This is a genomic window from Rhodococcus sp. PAMC28707 (assembly GCF_004795915.1).
GTDB lineage: Bacteria > Actinomycetota > Actinomycetes > Mycobacteriales > Mycobacteriaceae > Rhodococcoides.
The window spans coordinates 1,633,493-1,651,646 of the sequence record NZ_CP039253.1 but is presented as its reverse complement, the minus strand read 5'-3'; the positions used below and the strand labels follow the sequence as shown (position 1 = coordinate 1,651,646).

Below are 18,154 nucleotides of genomic sequence, written 5' to 3'. Positions count from 1 at the left end.
GCTCGACCGAAAATATTAGGGAGCCAAGTGGAAATCCAGGACTACCTCCAGATCCTGCGAACGCGGTGGATGATCATCGTCGTCACCGTTGCCGTCGCCATCCTGGGCGCACTAGCGGCCTCACTTCTCACCACGCCGACTTACCAGTCGTGCAGTCGAGTCTTCGTCTCCACCTCCGGTGGGTCGACAGTGAGCGAAAGCTATCAGGGCAACCTCTTCGCGCAGCAGCGCGTTGCGTCGTACTCCGAGCTCGTCAAGGGTGAAACGTTGGCAGCCCGCACAATCGACGAACTCGGCTTGACCGGCATCACACCTGCCGAGTTGGCGGCCAAGGTCACCGCCACGTCGACCCCCGACACCGTTCTGCTCGATCCGTGCGTCGTGGACACCAACCCCGGAACCGCACGCGATATCGCGAACTCACTCGGCAACCAGCTGACAGTCCTCGTCCGTGAGCTCGAAACTCCCGAAGACGGCGGTGCGCCTGCCTCGAGCGTCCGAGTGGTCGAGCAAGCTCAAGAATCTGCTTCACCGATCAGCCCGAAGACGACCCGTAACCTCGCCCTCGGAGCCGCAGTGGGTCTGCTCCTCGGTATCGCGCTTGCAGTCCTTCGTGATCGGCTCGACAACACCATCAAGACTCGCAAGAAGCTCGAAGCTGCCGCCAACACAGCACTTGTCGGCACCATCCCCTACGACAAGGCATTCAAAGAATCCTCGATCGTCTCCTTCGGGGCAACACACTCGGTGAGCGCCGAAGGCTTCCGTGAACTTCGTACCAACCTGCAGTTCCTCGAGGTCGATCATCCGCCACGCGTCATCGTCGTCACCAGTGCGGTACCCGCCGAGGGCAAGACGACCGTCGCGGTCAACCTCGCACTCGCGCTCGCCGAAGCAGGCCACCGCGTCGTCCTCGTCGAAGGCGATCTACGACGCCCCCGCGTGTCGAAGTACCTCGGGCTCATCGGCTCGGTCGGCCTGTCGACCGTCCTCGCCGGGCAAGCAGACATCTCCGATGTCCTCCAGCCCAGCAGCTACGAGGGACTCGACGTCCTCGCATCGGGACCATTGCCGCCGAACCCGTCGGAACTGCTCGGATCGGAAGCTTCACGCCGCGTCATCGAAGAACTGCGTAAGAGCTTCGACTACGTGATCATCGACGGTGCACCACTTCTGCCGGTCACCGACTCCGCACTGCTCACCACACACAGTGACGGCGCGCTGATCGTCGCCCGCTTCGGTCACACCAGCGAAAGCGAAGTGTCCCGGGCCGTCGGTAATCTCGAGACCATCGGCGCCCACGTTCTCGGCGCGGTCTTCACGATGATGCCCCTCACCCGCAAGGGCGGCGACGGCTACTCGTACTACTACGAGACCGACAAGACCATCGCACGCCAGACACCGAGCCCAGTCACTCCGGGAACAGTCTCTGCGCAGTGGTCAGCACCCGAAGGGCCAAGTGTGCCCGTCTCGACGCAGAAGGCCGAAGTCTCGGCTCCCGCCACCGTCACTTCGGGCCGGCGGCACCGAGAATGAGACGTGCGATGGCCGCAGGAGCGGTGGCTGCTGCGGCCATCGCGTTCGGCACAGGAGCATTCGTCGGGCCGAGCGCCCTCGCAGCGCCAGGGGCGATCGTCGGGCCGGGGACGGGATACGTCACCACCGGCGGCCTGGACGACCTGACCGCATGCTCCTTCGCTGCAGTCGGATACGACGCGTCGGGAACCCTCGTCGGCCTGACGGCGGGACACTGCATCCTCTCGCCCGGCTTGCCGGTGACGCTCATCGGTAATCCCGGTGCCGGGCCGGTCGGGACTACCGTCGCCTCGCACTGGGGTCCCGACTACGGAGTCATCGCACTCGACCCCGCAAAAGTGATCCCGGTGTCCTCGGTAGGCGGCGTCACCGTCACCGGCATCGGACGAGCAGTCCCGGGCCAACTCGTCTGCAAATCCGGCGTAGCCAGCGGCGTCACCTGCGGCACCATCCGGGAAGTTCGCGGGTCAGACCTCGTCACCGATACCACGACAGTGTGGGCGGACTCAGGAAGCGCGCTGGTCAGCGGGACAACCCTCGTCGGCATCGCCAGCCACGCCGATGGAGTGCCCCTACTGAGCCCCACGGTCTACGCCTCGGCTATCGACTCGGTGAACATGCTCGGTGCGCGCGGCGGAACAGGCGCAGGCTTCCGGCCCATCGGTTCCTGAGCCCGCAGTACATGTGGTGCTGGGCATGGTGTTCCAGTTGCGCCCGATATGCGCGGGATTCCGCCCGTAGAAGGCGCAATTGGAACACCACGCTCACCTGCGGGGTACCTCGGCCTTCATCAGGGCTACGAAGTCCGCCGAGTGGTCGAGACAGAGACTGATCTGTCCGACCGAACCGGCCTGTCGATACTTGGGGATGAGCGCAGGCAGCTGTGCGTCGACCTGGCCGCGGAGCGTGACGTCGACCGAGGTGCCATTCGCGTTGGGGAGAAATAGGCGCCCGTCGCGAATGGTCGGTGTGGTCTCGGAGAATCGGCGAACCAATACGACGGAAGCAATGTCGTTGCGGCACAGTGAGAGAACCGTAGACCCCGACTGACGCAACACGAGGCGTGTGTCGGTTACGTAGTGCGGATGCACACGATGAATTGCTATCGATCCCAACAGCGCCACCAAAGACCAGATGGACACGACCGCGAGAAGTAGCCGGAGCCATGGCCACGGCAGGACCAGGTGTAGGACCACTAGTTCGACAAGGGTTGCCACTCCGAAAGCGGTGGGTATCGCGAGGGTGCCCTGGTGTGCAACGAGCGCAAGCCCGTGCTGCGGAACATCGGTGCGTCCCCGAACCCACCTCCATAACGACAAGTAAGCGCGCATCATCGATCCTCATGCGGTACGGCTGTCCACCGTCGTTGAACTCGAGCGACGACCTCCCGCTGCGCAGGGTCTTCAATGATGTCCTCGAGTGTCATCGCCGGGCGGTTATCGGATGAATCCTCCGGCGCTCCCGCGAACCCGTCGGGGTAGAGCGAAATCAGGCTCTGGGCAACATGATCGATCTCGACTTCCGCCGACGCAGGATCACGTCCCTCCAACCGGGTCCATTCCGACATTGCCGTCAGATAGCTGCTTCGGCGTGTGTCGTCAGCAAGCATGGATACATACGAGGACAGCAAGTCATCCGGTGCGCGACCCGATATGGCAAGCAATTCGAGCATGTCGCGTTCACGTCGAAGGCTTGCGGCCAAACCCGAATCTGTGGAGTTGTCGATCGCGCTGTCGAGAGCTTCGGCGAGATCGGCTGGGAGTGCAGACAACTCAGTTCCCGATTCGGCACGTTCGAGCATCACGACCAGTCGGGCATGTCGGGCGGCGAGCTTGGCCTGTTCAGCTTCGATCCCGGCGATCAAGGCAGTCAGATCCGCGACGGCGTCACTCTTGTCCTCGCGGCCGACACTGACCGACAGCACCGACTCCACGGACCCGAGCGGTACCCCGGCGTCGGCGAGCCATCGAATCCTCATCAATCGGATCAGGTCGTCGAGGCGGTACTCGCGGTAGCCATTCGGTAGTCGCGGGGGTTCCTTCATCAACCCCAGTCGGTGGTAGTGCCGCACGGTCCGTGGGGTGGTCTCGGCGGCATCCGCCAACTGACTGATTCTCACGCACTCAGTGTCAACTATGACGCTGCGTCAAGGTCAAGGGTTCCGCGGCCGCAATCCCTGAGGGCGCGCTACAAGATCCGGTGCTGTGAGCGATTCGAGGACGGGCGGGATCGGTCGGCGTCGACGAACATCTGGAGGAACGACGTCGGCCGGGACTCTTCGTTGCTCGATGAGGCGCTACCGATGTCGAGGGTGCGGGGGAGATCGTGATCTGCCATGTTGGCTCGCTCCTGTTCGCTTGAGTGTGACTGTCTATCGGGGGACTGCTGGTGACGGCAGATGGTCGACGAGAAGTGCAGCAGCGCCTAATGATTCGATGACCATTCGTGCCGGGCGGGTAGGTGCGAAGACACGCACACTGCTGTCGGACGCCAATGCAGAAGTGATGACAGCACTGACCGCACCGGAGTACATGAACGACACCGCGGACAGGTCGATCAGGACATCCGCGCCCGACGCGGTGAGCCGGGCGAGGTTGTGGGTCAAAGCGGTTCGCGATGACATGTCGAGATCGCCGGACACTCGAAGTACGGCGTAAGAGGGCGAGTAGGACTCCACTTCGATCGCGTACCGCGCATCCTGAACTATCGAATCGGAGTCGCGTTCTTTGAATACCAGGCGGGCGATGTCGGTAACAGTCATCTTTCGGCACCTTCCCTCGACGTTGTGCGTGCTCTGCACAAGCCTGTCAGGGCAAGATCTCTACGCTGGAACCTCGCAGTCACGATACAGCAACCGAGATATAACGAACCGGTAACGACGTGCTGTTCGTGGCGACTGAAATGCGCCGACATCCGGAGTTTCCGGTCAGCCGATGGACTGTCCGTACACACGCTCGACGTCGACGACGAGGAGAACTCGACGGTCGGAGACCATCGTCGCGCGGTACTCCTTCCAATCCGGATGCTCACCGGAGGCAGCTCGGTAGTAGTCGACCAAGGCGTCCACCTCTTCGCCGTGCGGATCGGTTCCCGGGCCAACCAACGTTGCGGTGCCCTCGGCAGTCGCCCACGACCGTCCGTCCGAACTCGTCACCTCCAGCGTTGCTCGCGCATCGCGGCGCAGATTGTTGGTCTTGGCGCGACCATCCGTCACCGAGATGCGCATTACACCGGACGCCCGATCGTAGAACGGCGTGACCGGCGACAGCTGTGGCCGACCGTCGGACTTGATCGTGGCCAGTACCCCGAGCCTGCTCGACGCGAGGAGTTCGTGCGGATCGAACTGCGCTTCGGTCATGAACGAACCCCCATCTGGTGTGGACTTATCTGGTTTGGACTTATCGATGCTTCGAGCGTAGACCGCCGAGCTGCAGCGCGCTTCAGCTTTCCCGAACGGTCGACCCACGGGAGAGTACTCGACTCAGGGACAGTGCGGCCGTACGCACCGCAGGGGCGAGCAGCTCGGGCCTGAACTGCGCCTTGGGTACGGACACCGACAGTGCTGCAACCGGTTTGCCTGCCATCGTGACAGGTGCTGCCACGCAACATCCACCGATCGCGGACTCTTCGCGCTCGGATGCGACCCCGGTTCGTCGCACCGAATCTATCTCGAGGGCAAGCCTTTTGGGGTCGGTAATCGAATTCGGAGTACACCGCCGAAGCGGCTGGGCAAGCACCTCTGCCACCACGTCCGGATCCTCGGAAGCGAGCAACGCCTTACCCACCGCCGTACATGTCAACGGCAACCGTCCGCCGGTGTGCGAAGGAAACGGCATCGCCGAGCGGCCGTGAATCTTCTCGACGTAGACCGCGTCGAACCGATCTCGGACGGCGAGGTGAACGGTCTGCTCGGTCACGGCGAAGAGGTCCTGCATGAACGGGAGCGCCGCCGATCGAAGACTGTGCTTGATGGCAACACGCTCGCCGAGTTCGAACAACGCCATACCGAGCTCGAACTTGCTCCCGGTGCGCGTGAGCCAGCCGAGATTCGCCAGGCTCACCAGCACGCGGTGGGTGGTGGACCTGGGTAGACCGGTCCGAGCGCAGACCTCGGCGAGAGTGAGTGCCGTTCCGCCGGGAAACGAGTCCAGCACCAGAGCCGACCTTTCCAACAATGACGAACTGTCCCGTTCCATGGGACAGATCCTATGCACCGGCGAGGAGCGTGGATAACGTCTACACCAACATCGGACACGCGAAGGCGGGCAGTATATGAGCACGAAAGTTGCGGTCATCGGATCGGGCAACATCGGTACCGACCTGGTGATCAAGTTGAAAAGGATCGCCAAGAACGTCGAAATTGCCGTATTGGTCGGCATCGACCCTAATTCCGACGGACTGGCTCGCGCCAGGCGGTTGGGAGTCTCCACCGTCGACTCGGGCGTGCAGGGATTGATCGATCACCCCGAGTTCGCCGAGATCGAAATCATCTTCGACTCCACGTCCGCCCAGGCACACGTCGCCAACGAGGCAGCACTGCGGCCCTACGGTAAGCGCCTGATCGACCTGACGCCGGCAGCAATCGGCCCGTTCGTGGTGCCCGCAGTCAACCTCGACGAGCACCTCGACGCACCCATCGTGAACATGGTGACGTGTGGCGGACAGGCGACCATCCCGATCGTCGCCGCGATTTCCTCGGTCACGGACGTGCACTACGCGGAGATCGTCGCCTCGATCGCGTCGAAGTCCGCCGGACCCGGCACGCGAGCGAACATCGACGAGTTCACCGAAACCACCTCGGAAGCAATCGAGAAGGTCGGCGGAGCTGCACACGGCAAGGCGATCATCGTCCTCAACCCCGCCGAGCCGCCGCTGATCATGCGCGACACGGTGCTGGCACTGGTATCGAACCCCGATCAGGACAAGATCCGTCAGTCGATCCTGGACATGGTCGCGAAGGTTTCGGCCTATGTGCCCGGCTACCGGCTCAAGCAGGAAGTCCAGTTCACTCAGCTCGACGACGCAGAATCCGTCGCGACCCTCACCGGTGGCGTCGAAAAGGGCCCGGGCCTGTGGAAGGTGTCGGTGTTCCTCGAGGTCGAAGGCGCCGCTCATTACCTGCCCGCATACGCGGGAAATCTGGACATCATGACCTCCGCTGCTCTTCAGGTCGCGGAGAAGCTGGCTGAGAACAAGACTCTGGAGGCTGCACGATGACTCGCCCCAACGCCATCGACGGCGCCGCGCTCTACATCCAAGATGTGACGCTGCGCGACGGGATGCACGCGATGCGTCACCGGATCACCCCGGAAAACGTCGCCCGGATCGCAAGCGCCCTGGACAGTGCAGGCGTCGACGCCATCGAGGTCACCCACGGTGACGGTCTCGCCGGCCACAGCCTCACCTACGGGCCGGGCAGCAACACCGACTGGGAATGGATCGAGGCCGCCGCCGAGGTTGTCCATCGCGCAAAGCTGACGACGCTGCTGCTGCCAGGCGTGGGCACGGTGAAGGAACTCGAGCATGCATTCAAGCTCGGAGTCACCTCCGTCCGCGTTGCGACACACTGCACCGAGGCCGACGTGTCGGCACAGCACATCGGCAAGGCACGCGAACTGGGCATGGACGTGTCCGGCTTCCTGATGATGTCGCATCTCGCTGAGCCGGCGAAGCTCGCCGAGCAGGCCAAGCTGATGGAATCCTATGGCGCGCATTGCGTTTACGTCACCGACTCCGGTGGCCGTCTGACGATGGACGGTGTACGCCAGCGAGTGCGCGCATACCGCGACGTCCTCGACCCGGAAACCCAGATCGGCATCCACGCCCACCAGAACCTGTCGCTGTCGGTAGCGAACTCGGTTGTGGCGGTTGAGGAAGGCGTCATGCGTGTCGACGCTTCGCTCGCCGGTCACGGCGCCGGTGCAGGCAACTGCCCGATCGAGCCGTTCGTCGCCGTCGCAGATCTGAACGGCTGGAAGCACGGCTGCGATCTGTTCGGCTTGCAGGATGCTGCAGACGACATCGTGCGTCCGTTGCAGGACCGGCCGGTCCAGGTCGACCGCGAGACGTTGACCCTCGGCTACGCGGGCGTCTACTCGAGCTTCCTGCGCCACGCCGAGTCCGCTGCCAAGCAGTACGGACTCGACACCCGCGCGATCCTGCTCGCCGTCGGCGAACGTGGACTCGTCGGCGGTCAGGAAGACCTGATCACCGATATCGCACTGGATTTGGCTGCCGCTCGCAAGTAGTCACGCAACAAGTACCCCGGGTGTGGTCTGCTACGACAGGGACCGTACCCGGGGTTTCTGCTTTTTCGGTCAGGTGGTGATCACGTGCCTGACGATCGTGTGTACGAGGTCCTCGATCGAGATGTCGGGATCGAAGGCTCGTTGAACCCCGATCCCCAGGCAAAGGCCCACGACGATGTCGGCAGACTTCTCGGGAGTGTCCGCCAACTCGACGTCGAGTCTGCGAGCGAAGTCTGCCAGCATGTACGCCGCTGCGGCGCGAAGCTGGCGGTTGGACTCCCTGATCTCTTCCTCGATCACAGGACTGACGCGGCCACGGGCGCCGAACTCCATTTCCAGTAGCGCCCACCGGCGGTCGCCGAAGGCGTGCTCGCACCACTGACGAACGGCCGACTCGAACGTGTCGATGCTGGTGATGTTTCCCGAGAGTTGAACAGCTTCGGTCAGCTTGTGTGCGCGGATCCCGCGAATGACGTCGCGGCAGAGCTCGTCTTTTCCGCCGAAGTTCGAATACACGGCGCCCTTCGAGTATCCGGCTTCCTCCGCGATCCGGTCTACGGAGGTATCCGCGTAGCCACGGTCGAGGAAGTGCTCGGTTGCGACGTCCAGCAGGGCCGCCCGCGTTCTTTCCCGAGACTCCTCGCGGGTCAGTCGCGCCATGCCGCAGCCTCCTTCGATTGACTTTCGGATACCAATGGTATTTCAATGCTCATGGTACTTGAACCGTCTCGAAGCTGAGGAGCGCATGCAAATGACCCACACTCTCGACGGTGTGTACGACGCCGTCATCGTCGGCGCAGGTATGTCCGGCATCGCCGCCTACCGAGCGCTGCATGAGGAGGGCGTGCAGAACATTCTGATCATCGAACGCGCCGCCGAGTTCGGAGGCACCTGGCGCGAGAACACCTACCCCGGATGCGAATGCGACGTGCCGTCGCCGATCTACTCGTACACCGATGCGCACAACGCCGACTGGTCGAAACTCTATGCAAACCAACAGGAAATTCAGCGCTACCTCGTCGCCACCGCCGACCGCTGGGGCGTCCGCGACTCCGTGCGGTTCGGCGTCACCTTCCTCGGTGCGCACTGGGACGACGCGAACGGCAAGTGGAAGATCCGAACCGACACCGGGGATGTAACAGCAACTCTCGCGATCGGCGCAGCCGGACCATGGAGCACACCGTCCGTTCCCGATCTCCCCGGGGCAGCCGACTTCGGCGGAGTCACCTTCCACTCCGCACGCTGGCGGCACGACGTCGACCTGACCGGCAAACGCATCGTGGTCATCGGAACCGGCGCATCCGCAGTGCAATTCGTGCCCGAGATCGTCGACGCCGCCGAACACGTGACGATCTACCAGCGCACGCCGCAGTGGGTACTCCCGAAGCCGAACTACCGGCAGCCCACAGCATTCCGTTGGCTACTGCGCCACAGTCCCGCAGTTTCTCGCATTCAGCGTGCCGTCATCTACCGCATCCTCGAACTCGTCGCGTTCGGAACTCGGCACAGCAGAGCCATGAAAATAGCCCACGTCATCGGCCGGTGGCAGATCAAACGTCAGATCGGCGACACCGAGCTTCGCGAAATCGTTACGCCTACGTATGTTTTCGGATGTAAACGTCCACTGTTCGCCAACACCTGGTATCCGACACTCGACCGCGCCGACGTCACAGTGCGCCCGAGCGGCGTCACCCGCCTCACCGAAACCGGAGTCATCGGGACCGACGGGATCGAAGTGCCGGCCGACATCATCATCTACGGTACCGGCTTCCACATCACCGATATGCCTCTGGCAGAACAAGTATTCGACGCAGCCGGGCTGAGCTTGAGCGAACATTGGCGCGGCAGCCCCAAGGCCTACCTCGGAACCACCACCCACGGCTTCCCCAACTTCGCGATTCTCCTTGGCCCGGGACTGGGGACCCTGGCGTCCGCCTTCACCGTCACCGAAACGCAGCTGGGACTGATCCGATCGCTCGTGCGCACCACCCGCGAGGTCGGCGCGGAAGTATTCGACACCCGCGCCGACGCCGAACAGACCTACAACGACGACCGAACGCACGCCCTGGCCACCACCGTCTACAACATCGGCGGCTGCACCAGCTACTTCATCGACAAAACCGGCACCAACAGCTTCAGCTGGCCCTGGTCGACCGACACCATGCGGCGACGCCTGCGCACCGCCGACCCCGCCGCATACGAGTTCACCAGGTAGATCCGATGTGGGACGAGGACACAGCCGGAGTCATGCCACTGCCGTCGGGACGCCTGATTCGGGGGAGGGGGCTGCGCACAGCGCTGCCGGTCGGACCACAACCCGAGTTCGGTATCTACCTGACGGGTCGTGATCCGAGACCGTTCGATTGGCCGAGCCGGTGGGTTCGATGGCCCGACTTCTGGCTACCGCTCGACCGAACACAGTGTGCTGCAGCGCTCGAAGAAGCACTCCGCAGAGCGGAGAACGAGCGGGTCGAGATTGCCTGCGGCGGCGGTTACGGCCGAACGGGGACGGCGCTCGCATGTGCCGTCGTGCTCGACGGAATCCCGAACGTCGACGCCGTCCGATACGTGCGTGATCACTACTCACACCGGGCCGTCGAAACTCCTTGGCAGCGAAAGTTCGTCGCACGTTGGCGGTGACGCTGGGTGTCAGTCGCGAACCAGGCGCCGAAGATCGGACCGAACTGCGCGATAAACAGTGACGAGATCGGCGGACTCGTCACCGCCGTCGACCACTTCCGCCCAGCGGTCGACCGCGATTCGGAGGGTCAATGCAGCCGTCTCGATGAGTAGGCGAGCGGTGGAAGGTACGTTCAGTTTCGTCGACACCTTCTCGGTCAGACAGGCCAGCATCACCGCGTCGGCGGCGTAGGCAGCGGATCGCACCTGAGCGTCCGACAGGACGAGTCGTCGAACCCGCAGCAATCGTTCAGTGCTGTCCTCGGACGCCGTGACGAATCGAACGACAGAGCGTTCGTAGATGTTCTCGATCGCGGCGAGTGTGACGCGCTCCGATGCCGAAGACTCGAGCCATTCGGTGAACTCGGCCTCGAACTCGATATCGGCAATCAATACCGATTCCTCTTTGTTTGCAAATGACCGGAAGAAGGTACTTGGCGACACCCCGGCTCGACGGGCGATGTCGTCCACCGTCGTCGATGCAGCACCGTGGAGTTCGAACAAGTCCAGGGCAGCCTCCGATATCTCACGTCGGGTTTCCCTACGCCGTCTTTCGCGCAGGTCGGGGACGGCGCTGATGGCAGGACCGGTCTGATGTACGGCCACTGGCCACCTCCTTGTCGTTCCCACTTCAACTTACCAGCGAATATCGAATTGACAGTCACTGTCATGCTGCGTGAAACTATCGACAATCGTCGAATCAACCGGAGAGTTCCACCATGCAGACACAAGACACCGTCCCCGAGGAAGAGCTGTCCTCGGCGAGCAAGATGCTGATCAGCGTCTTGGTTGTCGCTTCCTTCGTGATGATTCTCAACGAGACGATCATGAGCGTCGCCCTTCCGAGGCTCATGATCGACCTGACCATCACCGCCACTACCGCTCAGTGGTTGACCACCGGGTTCATGCTCACCATGGCAGTGGTCATCCCGACGACGGGGTACCTGTTCCAGCGTTTCACTCTGCGGCAGATGTTCATCAGCGCGATGACCCTGTTCAGCGCAGGAACACTACTGGCAGCCGTGGCACCAGGATTCGAAATCCTGTTGGCGGGCAGGGTGATTCAGGCCGGCGGCACCGCCATCATGCTCCCGTTGCTGATCACCACCGTGCTCAGCATCGTCCCGGTGCACAAGCGCGGCAAGATGATGGGTGTCATCTCGATCGTCATCGCCGTCGCACCCGCTGTCGGTCCCACTATTTCCGGCATCATCCTCGACTCGTTCGCGTGGCGCGTGATGTTCTGGCTCGTACTGCCGATCGCCCTCGTGGCCTTCGGTGTCGGAGTCAGACTGGTGAAAAATGTCGGCGCGACCAGCAAACCCCCGTTCGACGCCATATCGGTTGTGCTGTCCGCGTTCGCATTCGGCGGAATCATCTACGGCCTCGCCGGTATCGGCCATTCCTCCGAGGGCCCGTCCGTACCGGTATGGATACCGCTCGTCGTCGGTTTCGTCGCACTGGTCGTCTTTGTGCTCCGACAGATAGCGCGCCAGAAGGAAGGGCGGGCACTTCTCGACCTGCGGCCGTTCTCCACGCCCGCGTTCAGTATCGGCCTCGGGCTGCTGGCGATCAGCCTGATGACCCTGTTCGGCGCACTGATTCTGCTGCCGATATATCTACAGAATGTACGCGGACTCGACACTCTCACAACAGGTCTCATGCTGCTGCCAGGCGGTCTGATGATGGGCGTTCTGGCACCGTTCGTCGGCCGAGCATTCGATCGAATCGGGGCTCGGCCACTCGTGGTACCCGGCACCATCGTCGTCAGCGCAGCGTTGTGGCTCATGACCCTGCTCGACGCGGAGTCCTCGCTCGCGATGGCCATCGGCATCCACGTTCTGCTGTCGGCCGGGCTCGCGCTGATCATGACGCCGCTCATGACGTCATCGCTTGGATCACTGCCCAGGGATCTGTATTCGCACGGCAGCGCGATCCTCAACACCGTGCAGCAACTGGCCGGCGCCGCGGGTACCGCACTCTTCGTGACAATCATGTCGAATACCGCCGCATCGAGAATTGCCGGCGGCGCCGACGGAATCAGTGCCAGCGAGTCCGGCGTCCAAGCCGCATTCGTCTGCGGCGGCGTAGTATCGCTCGTCGCGGTCGCAGCGTCCTTCTTCGTCCGGCAGACGTCACAGGAGTCGTCCGATGCCGAACCGGTTGCCGCTCACTGAAACCGGTTCGGCATCGGCTCGACACCGATAGGGCTTACGCCGGTGGCTGACTGAGCGAGAACCCGCACTTATCGGTCGCATACTTGTTGACCCGATCGCTGGCCGCCATTGCATCCTGCGCGGTGTCGGCGTCCATCGACGTCGTCGACTTCTCGGTGAAAGCCTCGTACGTCGGCGCATCGGCAGCAGTGCTCGTGGCGACGACGCTGGCATCCTTGAGCTTGGCGAGATCAGGTGAGACATCGGGATCGTCGGCGTTGATCGCCGGGTCGTAATGCTCGCTCAGGCCGTCCGCGTAGGTCTTCAACGAGGCCTGCATCGCAGGCCAATCGCTCGGATCTCCGGCCAGGGTGCTCATCGAGGACGTTTCGAAGTCCGCGATGTCCTGCAGTTGTGCGCAGATATCTACCTCGGGGGCAGCCTCTGCGCTGTCGTCCGATCCGCAACCGGCCAGCCCCACGGCGACAGCGGCAGCAATGCACAGGACGGGTAAGGACGAAAGCTTCATGCGGGTATGTCTCCAAACGGATCGGGGCGTAGGTCCGCATAACCGTCACAGGAGAGGGTGCCTCTTGTCGAGTCGGGCATCCACTTGTTGGGAAATGTCACCACGCCGGATTGAGTACGAGTCGATTCGAACGTATGGTCGAACAATGGCTGCGCGTAGATCGAGAGGAGGTGCAGATTCGCGTCGACCGTTCGAGGTGCTCACCCCGTCGGTCAAGGTTTTGATCGACCTGGCGATTCTCTATCCGCAGCCACCGCACCATCACGGCAACTACACCGCGGAGGGGTTCGACGTCAGAAAAGTGGTGCCCGGCGACTTGACAGAATGGTCGATGACCGTCGACGGAGACTGGATCGGCAGAGTCACCTACGAGCTGATGTCGAAGGATCGTAGCGAGACGGTCACGCACTGGGTGCCGAGTCGGGTACTGAAACCGTTGCACTGAACCGGACGGATACTGTGCTCATCCCTACCTCGACCGAATGCCTCCCAGTAGAGTGCTCGCGGGCGCGTACCCGGGCCCGTCGAATCTGCCAGGGAGTGCATCGATGACATTCGTTCGAGTAGGCGTCATAGCGCGTAACAGTGTGATGATCGCGCTCGTGTTTGCCGCCGGTACCTACCTATCGGCATGCGGTCAGGACAACGACTCCTCGTCGACGGCGTCGGAGAGTGCTTCGGAAAGTGCTGGAGCGCAACCGGATACCGATGCGGTGACATTCGAGCAGTTCGAGGCGACCGAGGTCAGCGGACACGCGCTCGTGCCAGGCACCTCGATCACGATCTCGATGGCGTCCACCGGTGGTGCCGCCGCATTCAATTCTGGATGCAACACACTCTTCGGAACCCTGAACAGTGAGGCCGGAGTGGTGAACGGCCCCGGCGCCGAGGCGTCGAACGGTCCGATGGGATCGACGATGATGGCGTGCGACGATGCGCTGATGGAGCAGGACCGCTGGCTGCAGGAATTCCTCGACTCCACACCCGTATGGATACTGGGCGAAGACACCGTGACGTTGAGTTCGCCGGCCGGGTCGATCACCGCCACTCGCGTCGAGGGCTGATCCGCGCCAGGTAGTTTCCCCCGGCAGCGCAGAGGGTTTGGGGGCCGCTCGTTGGGGTATACGCTCCATTCGCGGTAGCCGACGGTCGGCTACGGGAGGGGTTCATCATGCGGTTCGTCACTCTGATCGTCCTGGTATGGCTCGTGGTCGGAGGTATCGCAGTATTCCAACGCGGATACGTCTCCAGTGCACCCGAGAACTGCGCAGGTGTCGGCACGATCGCTCTCACCGTTGTCGCAGGGCCGCTCAACTACGCAGGCGTCAACCCGAAGGTCACGGACTGCAACCTGCCGCAGCCGAGCCAGTAGGACATTCGCGCGGTCGGTTGCCGTTCTCGGCGGCCGATCGGCGCGTGAATGGTCCATTGAAGCGGTCGGTTGGCCGTTTTCGGCCACCCACCCATCGCTTCAATGTGACATTCATACGATCTGATGTCTTCGGTGGTCCATTCAAGCGGGGAGGTGTCCGCCTACCGCATGAACGGTCCATTCAAGCGGTCGGCCGGCCAGTCGAGACGTCCGCCCACCGGGTGACGTTCGTCGCTGAAAATGCACCGGTCGGGCTCACTGATTAGGCTCGAGATGTGATTCGCCGGAGCCCCTTGGTCATTGTTGCCATCATGCTCCCGGTTCTGCTGGTCTCGCTGATCGGATTCGGCGGCTATCTGACGTTCACGAGAGCCGCGATCGACCCGGTGACCCCCGCCGACGCGATCATCGTCCTGGGCGGGGAGCACGACGGCCGAGAGGCGTACGGCGTGTCGCTGGCCGAGCAAGGTGTTGCCGACACCGTGGTGCTGTCGGATCCTTACGGTTCCAAGGACCCGGTCATGAAGAAATACTGCGACAAGAAGACGGCCGAGTACACCGTGCTGTGTGTCGATCCCATCCCCGGCACAACTCGTGGGGAAGCCATCTTCACCCAACAGCTTGCGCAGGAGCGAGGCTGGAAGCATGTCATCGTCGTGAGCTGGCGCTACCATCTTCCGCGCGCTCGCTTCATCTTCGGGCAATGTTTCGACGGCGATGTCACCATGCGTCCGGTCCCACGCACCTACGGTTTTTCGCTCGTGCAATGGGAATACACCTACCTGTATCAGCTTGCGGGCTTCGTCAAAGCCGGCGTGCAGGGTGGATGCGAGGACGTCTGAGCGTGTCAGAGTTTGCGATAGAGCGTGACACCGGACTTCCACAGCAGGAACCCGAGCATCGCGCAGGCGATCGCACCCACGACATTGGCGGTGAGAAACAGTGCCGCCACTCGAAACCGTCGTCGACGCGCGTACCCGACCGTCAGCAGAGCAACCGAGGACATCGGCGCCAGCGAGGCGAGGAAGCCGAAGCCTGCGAGGCCGAGGACCCACTGCGGGGGCGTCGCGGCCGCTACGAGTCCGAGCACTCCGCAGGAGAGCATTGTCAGCAGGAGAACCCGTCGACTGTCGGTGACCGAGTCGGTGATCACGTAATGCGCGAGAGCTCCGCACGCGCCACCGATGGCGACGAGGAGCAGCACAGTCATCTGACGGACTCGTGGGGGCGAGTGATGAGCGCGCCGATACCGAGTGCTGCGACGGCCACGATGGGTGTCACCACGATGTAGACGACCGAGTTCCAAGCATCGTCATGCGTAACCCCCTGCAGCGCATAGAAGCTGAACGTGGTGAAACCGCAGGACGTCCCGATGACGAGGGGCCGCAGGATCGGTGCTGCGCGGCCCGACAGATAACCCAACGCGGCACCGAGGAGTAGGCACCCGACCACGTTGATCGAAAACGTGCTCAGTAGAAGCCATCGGGCGGACTCGCGCCGATCCCAGATTTCGTAGCGGACGATCGCCCCGAGTGCACCGCCGACGGCGACCGCGGCGGTGGCGGGAAATCTGTCGTAGCTCATCGCATTTCACCCTAGTGCGAATCGGCAGCGACGCCAGGTGAGAGAGCATCCGGCGTCGAGAATCACACCCGGTGAGGGAACTTGCGACCCTCGGGTATGTTTGTCCACTGTGACGCTTGACGAGTCAGGGCGCGGCCCTCAACATTTCGACGTGGCTGTTCAGTGGCGTGGCACTGCGGCCATCGTTACGGTCTCCGGTGAGCTCGATTTGGTGACCGCACCGCAGCTGACCGAATCGGTCGAGTTGGTCTGCGGGAAGCAACCGACGGCGCTCGTCATCGATCTCTCCAAGGTCGGATTCCTTGCTTCGGCAGGAATGTCGCTGCTGGCCTCCACACATCAGAAACTCGGTGACTCGGCAGGGTTTGCCGTGGTCGCGGATGGCCCAGCCACGGGCCGGCCACTGACACTGGTCGGGCTCGATCAGCTATTCGGAATCTTCGCGACGGTAGAGGAGGCGCTCGATGCGCTTCAGGTGGGTAAATCCTGACGCTTTGGGTATGACGGAGCAATGATGGCAATTGTGTTCGGTGGGAGCGACCCTACGGTCCCTCCTGCCACCGGACCGAACTCCAGCCCACCACTCGAGCACATCATGTACCTCGACTTCGACGGGGAAGCTGCCGTGGCAGATCGAGCGTCTGCACTTCGGATCGCGCTGAACCAGTGGCTGACCGGTCTCGACGTGGACCCCAACCGTGTCTACGACGTGGTGTTGGCTACCTACGAGGCGCTGGCCAATTCCGTCGAGCATGCGTACGCCGGAGCATCGGTACCGGGGACTCTGGACCTGCATGCGCAGTTCGTCCCGTCGACAGGTTCCATCGAAGTGGTCATCTGCGACCACGGTGAGTGGGCCGTCCATGCGCCCGATGCCACCCGCGGACGGGGTGTCCCCCTGATGCATGCGCTCGCGGACACCACGGCCGTGACGTCCGATCACGACGGCACAACTGTCCGCCTCAGCTGGGACGCACCTGTTTCTGTTTGACCGGAGTGGCACTACCCGACTTCGGTCAATGCCATGACACGCCCATTGTGAAGTAGCACAATCGCCCCATCGGGACATAGTCCGAGGGCGGAGGCGCAAGTGAATGCTTCGCAGGTGCCCGGTGCCGTGGTTGCGGACCGGTATCGATTGCTGCAGCGTCGCCCTTCCATCGGCTGGGGCGCCCGCTGGCGTGCCAAAGATCTGACATCCGGTCGTGACTTTTCCTTATCGCTGTTCCGGATCGCGGTAGTTCAGTCCCATGACCCGCGCCCCGACGCGATCGAAAGATTCATCGAGACCGCGCGTGCGCACGGACGGCGAAGGGAAGGACAATTCGACGTCCTGGAAACGACGTCGTACGTCGCCGTGATCGAGGAGCTGGGGTCTCGCCGTCCGTTCGCTCCACCGACCGAGGCGCCACCCGACGCCGACGCCGCAGGGCCACGTCGACAGTTGACGTGGGTACTCGCTGCAGGCGCAGCGGTCGCGGCCTTCGGCCTGCTGGGGTGGTTACTGTCCACCACGTTGCTGGCGAACAACCTCGGCGACGTATCCAACGTGGCTGCGGCACCGGAACTGCCGTCGGCGCTGCCCACCAAGGCGCCGCCGACACCGATTCTGCCGGTCGGCGCCGAGGTGTGGTCCGCGGTGCGCAGCCCGGACAACCCAGAAGATGCCCGACTGGCCATCGATGCGAATCCGGCGACCGCATGGTCCACGGACAACTACCGAAGCCCCTTCGGCACGACCGACAATGGAATCGGGCTCCTGGTGAACTTCGCTTATCAGGTGGACTTCGGCGCGGTCTGGATTTCGACCCCGGTGGCCGGGACGACCGTGGAAATCCGGACGCCACCGGAACCGAACGGCACGCTGAGCTCGACGCGCGTCCTCGGGTCCGCGGTCACGGGACGCGGCATAACGACCATCCCCACCGAGGTGGTTCCGGGTACACGTGCAGTGTTGGTGTGGGTGGCCGAGCTTGCGCCTGATACATCCGGATTTGCGTCCGAGATATCGGAAATCGGATTCACGCCCGCCTGAGGGCGAAGGTGGAAC

General features: G+C 63.0%; 25 protein-coding genes. 14 read left to right on the top strand and 11 right to left on the bottom strand.

The window, feature by feature from the left end:
- Nucleotides 1-27: 27 nt before the first annotated feature.
- Nucleotides 28-1,536 carry a polysaccharide biosynthesis tyrosine autokinase gene (locus E5720_RS07485; protein ID WP_136170132.1) on the top strand — a complete coding sequence of 503 codons (1,509 nt, stop codon included), beginning with the start codon at nt 28-30 and terminating at the stop codon, nt 1,534-1,536.
- Nucleotides 1,537-1,544: 8 nt separating this feature from the next.
- Complete coding sequence (locus E5720_RS07480) at nt 1,545-2,207, top strand: S1 family peptidase (RefSeq protein ID WP_247596214.1); 663 nt, start codon at nt 1,545-1,547, stop codon at nt 2,205-2,207.
- Nucleotides 2,208-2,300: 93 nt separating this feature from the next.
- Here E5720_RS07480 and E5720_RS07475 read toward each other — a convergent pair whose 3' ends face one another.
- The 6 genes from E5720_RS07475 to E5720_RS07455 all read right to left on the bottom strand — a co-directional run bounded on the left by E5720_RS07475 (nt 2,301) and on the right by E5720_RS07455 (nt 5,732).
- Nucleotides 2,301-2,870 carry a hypothetical protein gene (locus E5720_RS07475; RefSeq protein WP_136170131.1) on the bottom strand — a complete coding sequence of 190 codons (570 nt, stop codon included), beginning with the start codon at nt 2,868-2,870 and terminating at the stop codon, nt 2,301-2,303.
- Nucleotides 2,867-3,655 (bottom strand): MerR family transcriptional regulator, encoded by a 789-nt coding sequence (locus E5720_RS07470; RefSeq protein WP_247596213.1) that lies wholly within the window; start codon nt 3,653-3,655, stop codon nt 2,867-2,869. The genes E5720_RS07475 and E5720_RS07470 overlap by 4 nt, the downstream gene beginning before the upstream one ends.
- 68 nt (nt 3,656-3,723) lie before the next feature.
- The gene (locus E5720_RS21605) at nt 3,724-3,873 is read right to left on the bottom strand and encodes a hypothetical protein (RefSeq protein ID WP_168708295.1); all 150 of its coding nucleotides are present in this window, start codon (nt 3,871-3,873) and stop codon (nt 3,724-3,726) included.
- Nucleotides 3,874-3,907: 34 nt separating this feature from the next.
- Complete coding sequence (locus E5720_RS07465; protein WP_136170129.1) at nt 3,908-4,297, bottom strand: STAS domain-containing protein; 390 nt, start codon at nt 4,295-4,297, stop codon at nt 3,908-3,910.
- Nucleotides 4,298-4,462: 165 nt separating this feature from the next.
- Entirely contained in the window at nt 4,463-4,894 is a 432-nt protein-coding gene (locus tag E5720_RS07460; RefSeq protein ID WP_136170128.1) for a PPOX class F420-dependent oxidoreductase, read from the bottom strand.
- A gap of 82 nt (nt 4,895-4,976) precedes the next feature.
- Nucleotides 4,977-5,732: an IclR family transcriptional regulator gene (locus E5720_RS07455; RefSeq protein WP_136170127.1), complete on the bottom strand. Its 756-nt coding sequence runs from the start codon at nt 5,730-5,732 to the stop codon at nt 4,977-4,979.
- A gap of 76 nt (nt 5,733-5,808) precedes the next feature.
- Between E5720_RS07455 and E5720_RS07450 the strand changes: the two genes are divergently transcribed.
- Nucleotides 5,809-6,753 (top strand): acetaldehyde dehydrogenase (acetylating), encoded by a 945-nt coding sequence (locus E5720_RS07450; protein WP_136170126.1) that lies wholly within the window; start codon nt 5,809-5,811, stop codon nt 6,751-6,753.
- A complete protein-coding gene (dmpG, locus tag E5720_RS07445) occupies nt 6,750-7,784 on the top strand; it encodes a 4-hydroxy-2-oxovalerate aldolase (protein ID WP_136170125.1) in 1,035 nt (344 codons plus the stop codon). The genes E5720_RS07450 and dmpG overlap by 4 nt, the downstream gene beginning before the upstream one ends.
- 69 nt (nt 7,785-7,853) lie before the next feature.
- On the opposite strand, the gene E5720_RS07440 is transcribed toward dmpG, so the two are convergent.
- Nucleotides 7,854-8,444 carry a TetR/AcrR family transcriptional regulator gene (locus tag E5720_RS07440; RefSeq protein ID WP_136170124.1) on the bottom strand — a complete coding sequence of 197 codons (591 nt, stop codon included), beginning with the start codon at nt 8,442-8,444 and terminating at the stop codon, nt 7,854-7,856.
- A gap of 91 nt (nt 8,445-8,535) precedes the next feature.
- Here E5720_RS07440 and E5720_RS07435 point away from each other — a divergent pair, with 91 nt between their 5' ends.
- Together E5720_RS07435 and E5720_RS07430 are read left to right on the top strand one after the other, a co-directional pair.
- Nucleotides 8,536-9,999, top strand: coding sequence for an NAD(P)/FAD-dependent oxidoreductase (locus tag E5720_RS07435; RefSeq protein ID WP_136170123.1), 1,464 nt, complete (start codon nt 8,536-8,538; stop codon nt 9,997-9,999).
- A 5-nt stretch (nt 10,000-10,004) separates the two neighbouring features.
- Nucleotides 10,005-10,424, top strand: coding sequence for a protein-tyrosine phosphatase family protein (locus E5720_RS07430; protein WP_136170122.1), 420 nt, complete (start codon nt 10,005-10,007; stop codon nt 10,422-10,424).
- 9 nt (nt 10,425-10,433) lie between these two features.
- Here the strand turns inward: E5720_RS07430 and E5720_RS07425 are convergent, their stop codons facing one another.
- On the bottom strand, nt 10,434-11,069 hold the full coding sequence (locus tag E5720_RS07425) for a helix-turn-helix domain-containing protein (RefSeq protein WP_136170121.1): 636 nt from the start codon (nt 11,067-11,069) through the stop codon (nt 10,434-10,436).
- A gap of 113 nt (nt 11,070-11,182) precedes the next feature.
- Between E5720_RS07425 and E5720_RS07420 the strand changes: the two genes are divergently transcribed.
- Nucleotides 11,183-12,640 carry an MDR family MFS transporter gene (locus E5720_RS07420; RefSeq protein ID WP_136170120.1) on the top strand — a complete coding sequence of 486 codons (1,458 nt, stop codon included), beginning with the start codon at nt 11,183-11,185 and terminating at the stop codon, nt 12,638-12,640.
- Between the two features lie 34 nt (nt 12,641-12,674).
- On the opposite strand, the gene E5720_RS07415 is transcribed toward E5720_RS07420, so the two are convergent.
- Complete coding sequence (locus E5720_RS07415; RefSeq protein ID WP_136170119.1) at nt 12,675-13,148, bottom strand: hypothetical protein; 474 nt, start codon at nt 13,146-13,148, stop codon at nt 12,675-12,677.
- Nucleotides 13,149-13,293: 145 nt separating this feature from the next.
- Here E5720_RS07415 and E5720_RS07410 point away from each other — a divergent pair, with 145 nt between their 5' ends.
- The 4 genes from E5720_RS07410 (at nt 13,294) to E5720_RS07395 (ending at nt 15,362) form a co-directional block, all read left to right on the top strand.
- A complete protein-coding gene (locus E5720_RS07410) occupies nt 13,294-13,593 on the top strand; it encodes a hypothetical protein (RefSeq protein WP_136170118.1) in 300 nt (99 codons plus the stop codon).
- Nucleotides 13,594-13,696: 103 nt separating this feature from the next.
- Nucleotides 13,697-14,212: an META domain-containing protein gene (locus E5720_RS07405; protein WP_168708294.1), complete on the top strand. Its 516-nt coding sequence runs from the start codon at nt 13,697-13,699 to the stop codon at nt 14,210-14,212.
- A 107-nt stretch (nt 14,213-14,319) separates the two neighbouring features.
- On the top strand, nt 14,320-14,520 hold the full coding sequence (locus E5720_RS07400) for a hypothetical protein (protein WP_136170116.1): 201 nt from the start codon (nt 14,320-14,322) through the stop codon (nt 14,518-14,520).
- 275 nt (nt 14,521-14,795) lie between these two features.
- On the top strand, nt 14,796-15,362 hold the full coding sequence (locus tag E5720_RS07395; protein ID WP_247596212.1) for a YdcF family protein: 567 nt from the start codon (nt 14,796-14,798) through the stop codon (nt 15,360-15,362).
- Between the two features lie 5 nt (nt 15,363-15,367).
- Here the strand turns inward: E5720_RS07395 and E5720_RS07390 are convergent, their stop codons facing one another.
- A complete protein-coding gene (locus E5720_RS07390) occupies nt 15,368-15,730 on the bottom strand; it encodes a CrcB family protein (protein ID WP_136170115.1) in 363 nt (120 codons plus the stop codon).
- Nucleotides 15,727-16,104 carry a CrcB family protein gene (locus E5720_RS07385; protein WP_136170114.1) on the bottom strand — a complete coding sequence of 126 codons (378 nt, stop codon included), beginning with the start codon at nt 16,102-16,104 and terminating at the stop codon, nt 15,727-15,729. The genes E5720_RS07390 and E5720_RS07385 overlap by 4 nt, the downstream gene beginning before the upstream one ends.
- Before the next feature lie 151 nt (nt 16,105-16,255).
- Between E5720_RS07385 and E5720_RS07380 the strand changes: the two genes are divergently transcribed.
- From E5720_RS07380 to E5720_RS07370, 3 genes are all read left to right on the top strand, one after another.
- A complete protein-coding gene (locus E5720_RS07380) occupies nt 16,256-16,594 on the top strand; it encodes an STAS domain-containing protein (protein ID WP_247596211.1) in 339 nt (112 codons plus the stop codon).
- A 21-nt stretch (nt 16,595-16,615) separates the two neighbouring features.
- Nucleotides 16,616-17,095 carry an ATP-binding protein gene (locus tag E5720_RS07375; RefSeq protein WP_247596210.1) on the top strand — a complete coding sequence of 160 codons (480 nt, stop codon included), beginning with the start codon at nt 16,616-16,618 and terminating at the stop codon, nt 17,093-17,095.
- Between the two features lie 99 nt (nt 17,096-17,194).
- A complete protein-coding gene (locus E5720_RS07370; RefSeq protein WP_136170112.1) occupies nt 17,195-18,139 on the top strand; it encodes a hypothetical protein in 945 nt (314 codons plus the stop codon).
- The last annotated feature ends 15 nt before the right edge of the window (nt 18,140-18,154 follow it).

What these genes read in the sequence shown, in the direction of transcription:
- E5720_RS07480 (WP_247596214.1), top strand. Translation starts at nt 1,545, where the DNA reads ATGGCCGCAGGAGCGGTGGCTGCTGCGGCCATCGCGTTCGGCACAGGA.
- E5720_RS07475 (WP_136170131.1), bottom strand. Translation starts at nt 2,870, where the DNA reads ATGATGCGCGCTTACTTGTCGTTATGGAGGTGGGTTCGGGGACGCACC.
- E5720_RS21605 (WP_168708295.1), bottom strand. Translation starts at nt 3,873, where the DNA reads ATGGCAGATCACGATCTCCCCCGCACCCTCGACATCGGTAGCGCCTCA.
- E5720_RS07465 (WP_136170129.1), bottom strand. Translation starts at nt 4,297, where the DNA reads ATGACTGTTACCGACATCGCCCGCCTGGTATTCAAAGAACGCGACTCC.
- E5720_RS07460 (WP_136170128.1), bottom strand. Translation starts at nt 4,894, where the DNA reads ATGACCGAAGCGCAGTTCGATCCGCACGAACTCCTCGCGTCGAGCAGG.
- E5720_RS07455 (WP_136170127.1), bottom strand. Translation starts at nt 5,732, where the DNA reads ATGGAACGGGACAGTTCGTCATTGTTGGAAAGGTCGGCTCTGGTGCTG.
- E5720_RS07450 (WP_136170126.1), top strand. Translation starts at nt 5,809, where the DNA reads ATGAGCACGAAAGTTGCGGTCATCGGATCGGGCAACATCGGTACCGAC.
- dmpG (WP_136170125.1), top strand. Translation starts at nt 6,750, where the DNA reads ATGACTCGCCCCAACGCCATCGACGGCGCCGCGCTCTACATCCAAGAT.
- E5720_RS07440 (WP_136170124.1), bottom strand. Translation starts at nt 8,444, where the DNA reads ATGGCGCGACTGACCCGCGAGGAGTCTCGGGAAAGAACGCGGGCGGCC.
- E5720_RS07435 (WP_136170123.1), top strand. Translation starts at nt 8,536, where the DNA reads ATGACCCACACTCTCGACGGTGTGTACGACGCCGTCATCGTCGGCGCA.
- E5720_RS07430 (WP_136170122.1), top strand. Translation starts at nt 10,005, where the DNA reads ATGTGGGACGAGGACACAGCCGGAGTCATGCCACTGCCGTCGGGACGC.
- E5720_RS07420 (WP_136170120.1), top strand. Translation starts at nt 11,183, where the DNA reads ATGCAGACACAAGACACCGTCCCCGAGGAAGAGCTGTCCTCGGCGAGC.
- E5720_RS07415 (WP_136170119.1), bottom strand. Translation starts at nt 13,148, where the DNA reads ATGAAGCTTTCGTCCTTACCCGTCCTGTGCATTGCTGCCGCTGTCGCC.
- E5720_RS07410 (WP_136170118.1), top strand. Translation starts at nt 13,294, where the DNA reads ATGGCTGCGCGTAGATCGAGAGGAGGTGCAGATTCGCGTCGACCGTTC.
- E5720_RS07405 (WP_168708294.1), top strand. Translation starts at nt 13,697, where the DNA reads ATGACATTCGTTCGAGTAGGCGTCATAGCGCGTAACAGTGTGATGATC.
- E5720_RS07400 (WP_136170116.1), top strand. Translation starts at nt 14,320, where the DNA reads ATGCGGTTCGTCACTCTGATCGTCCTGGTATGGCTCGTGGTCGGAGGT.
- E5720_RS07390 (WP_136170115.1), bottom strand. Translation starts at nt 15,730, where the DNA reads ATGACTGTGCTGCTCCTCGTCGCCATCGGTGGCGCGTGCGGAGCTCTC.
- E5720_RS07385 (WP_136170114.1), bottom strand. Translation starts at nt 16,104, where the DNA reads ATGAGCTACGACAGATTTCCCGCCACCGCCGCGGTCGCCGTCGGCGGT.
- E5720_RS07375 (WP_247596210.1), top strand. Translation starts at nt 16,616, where the DNA reads ATGATGGCAATTGTGTTCGGTGGGAGCGACCCTACGGTCCCTCCTGCC.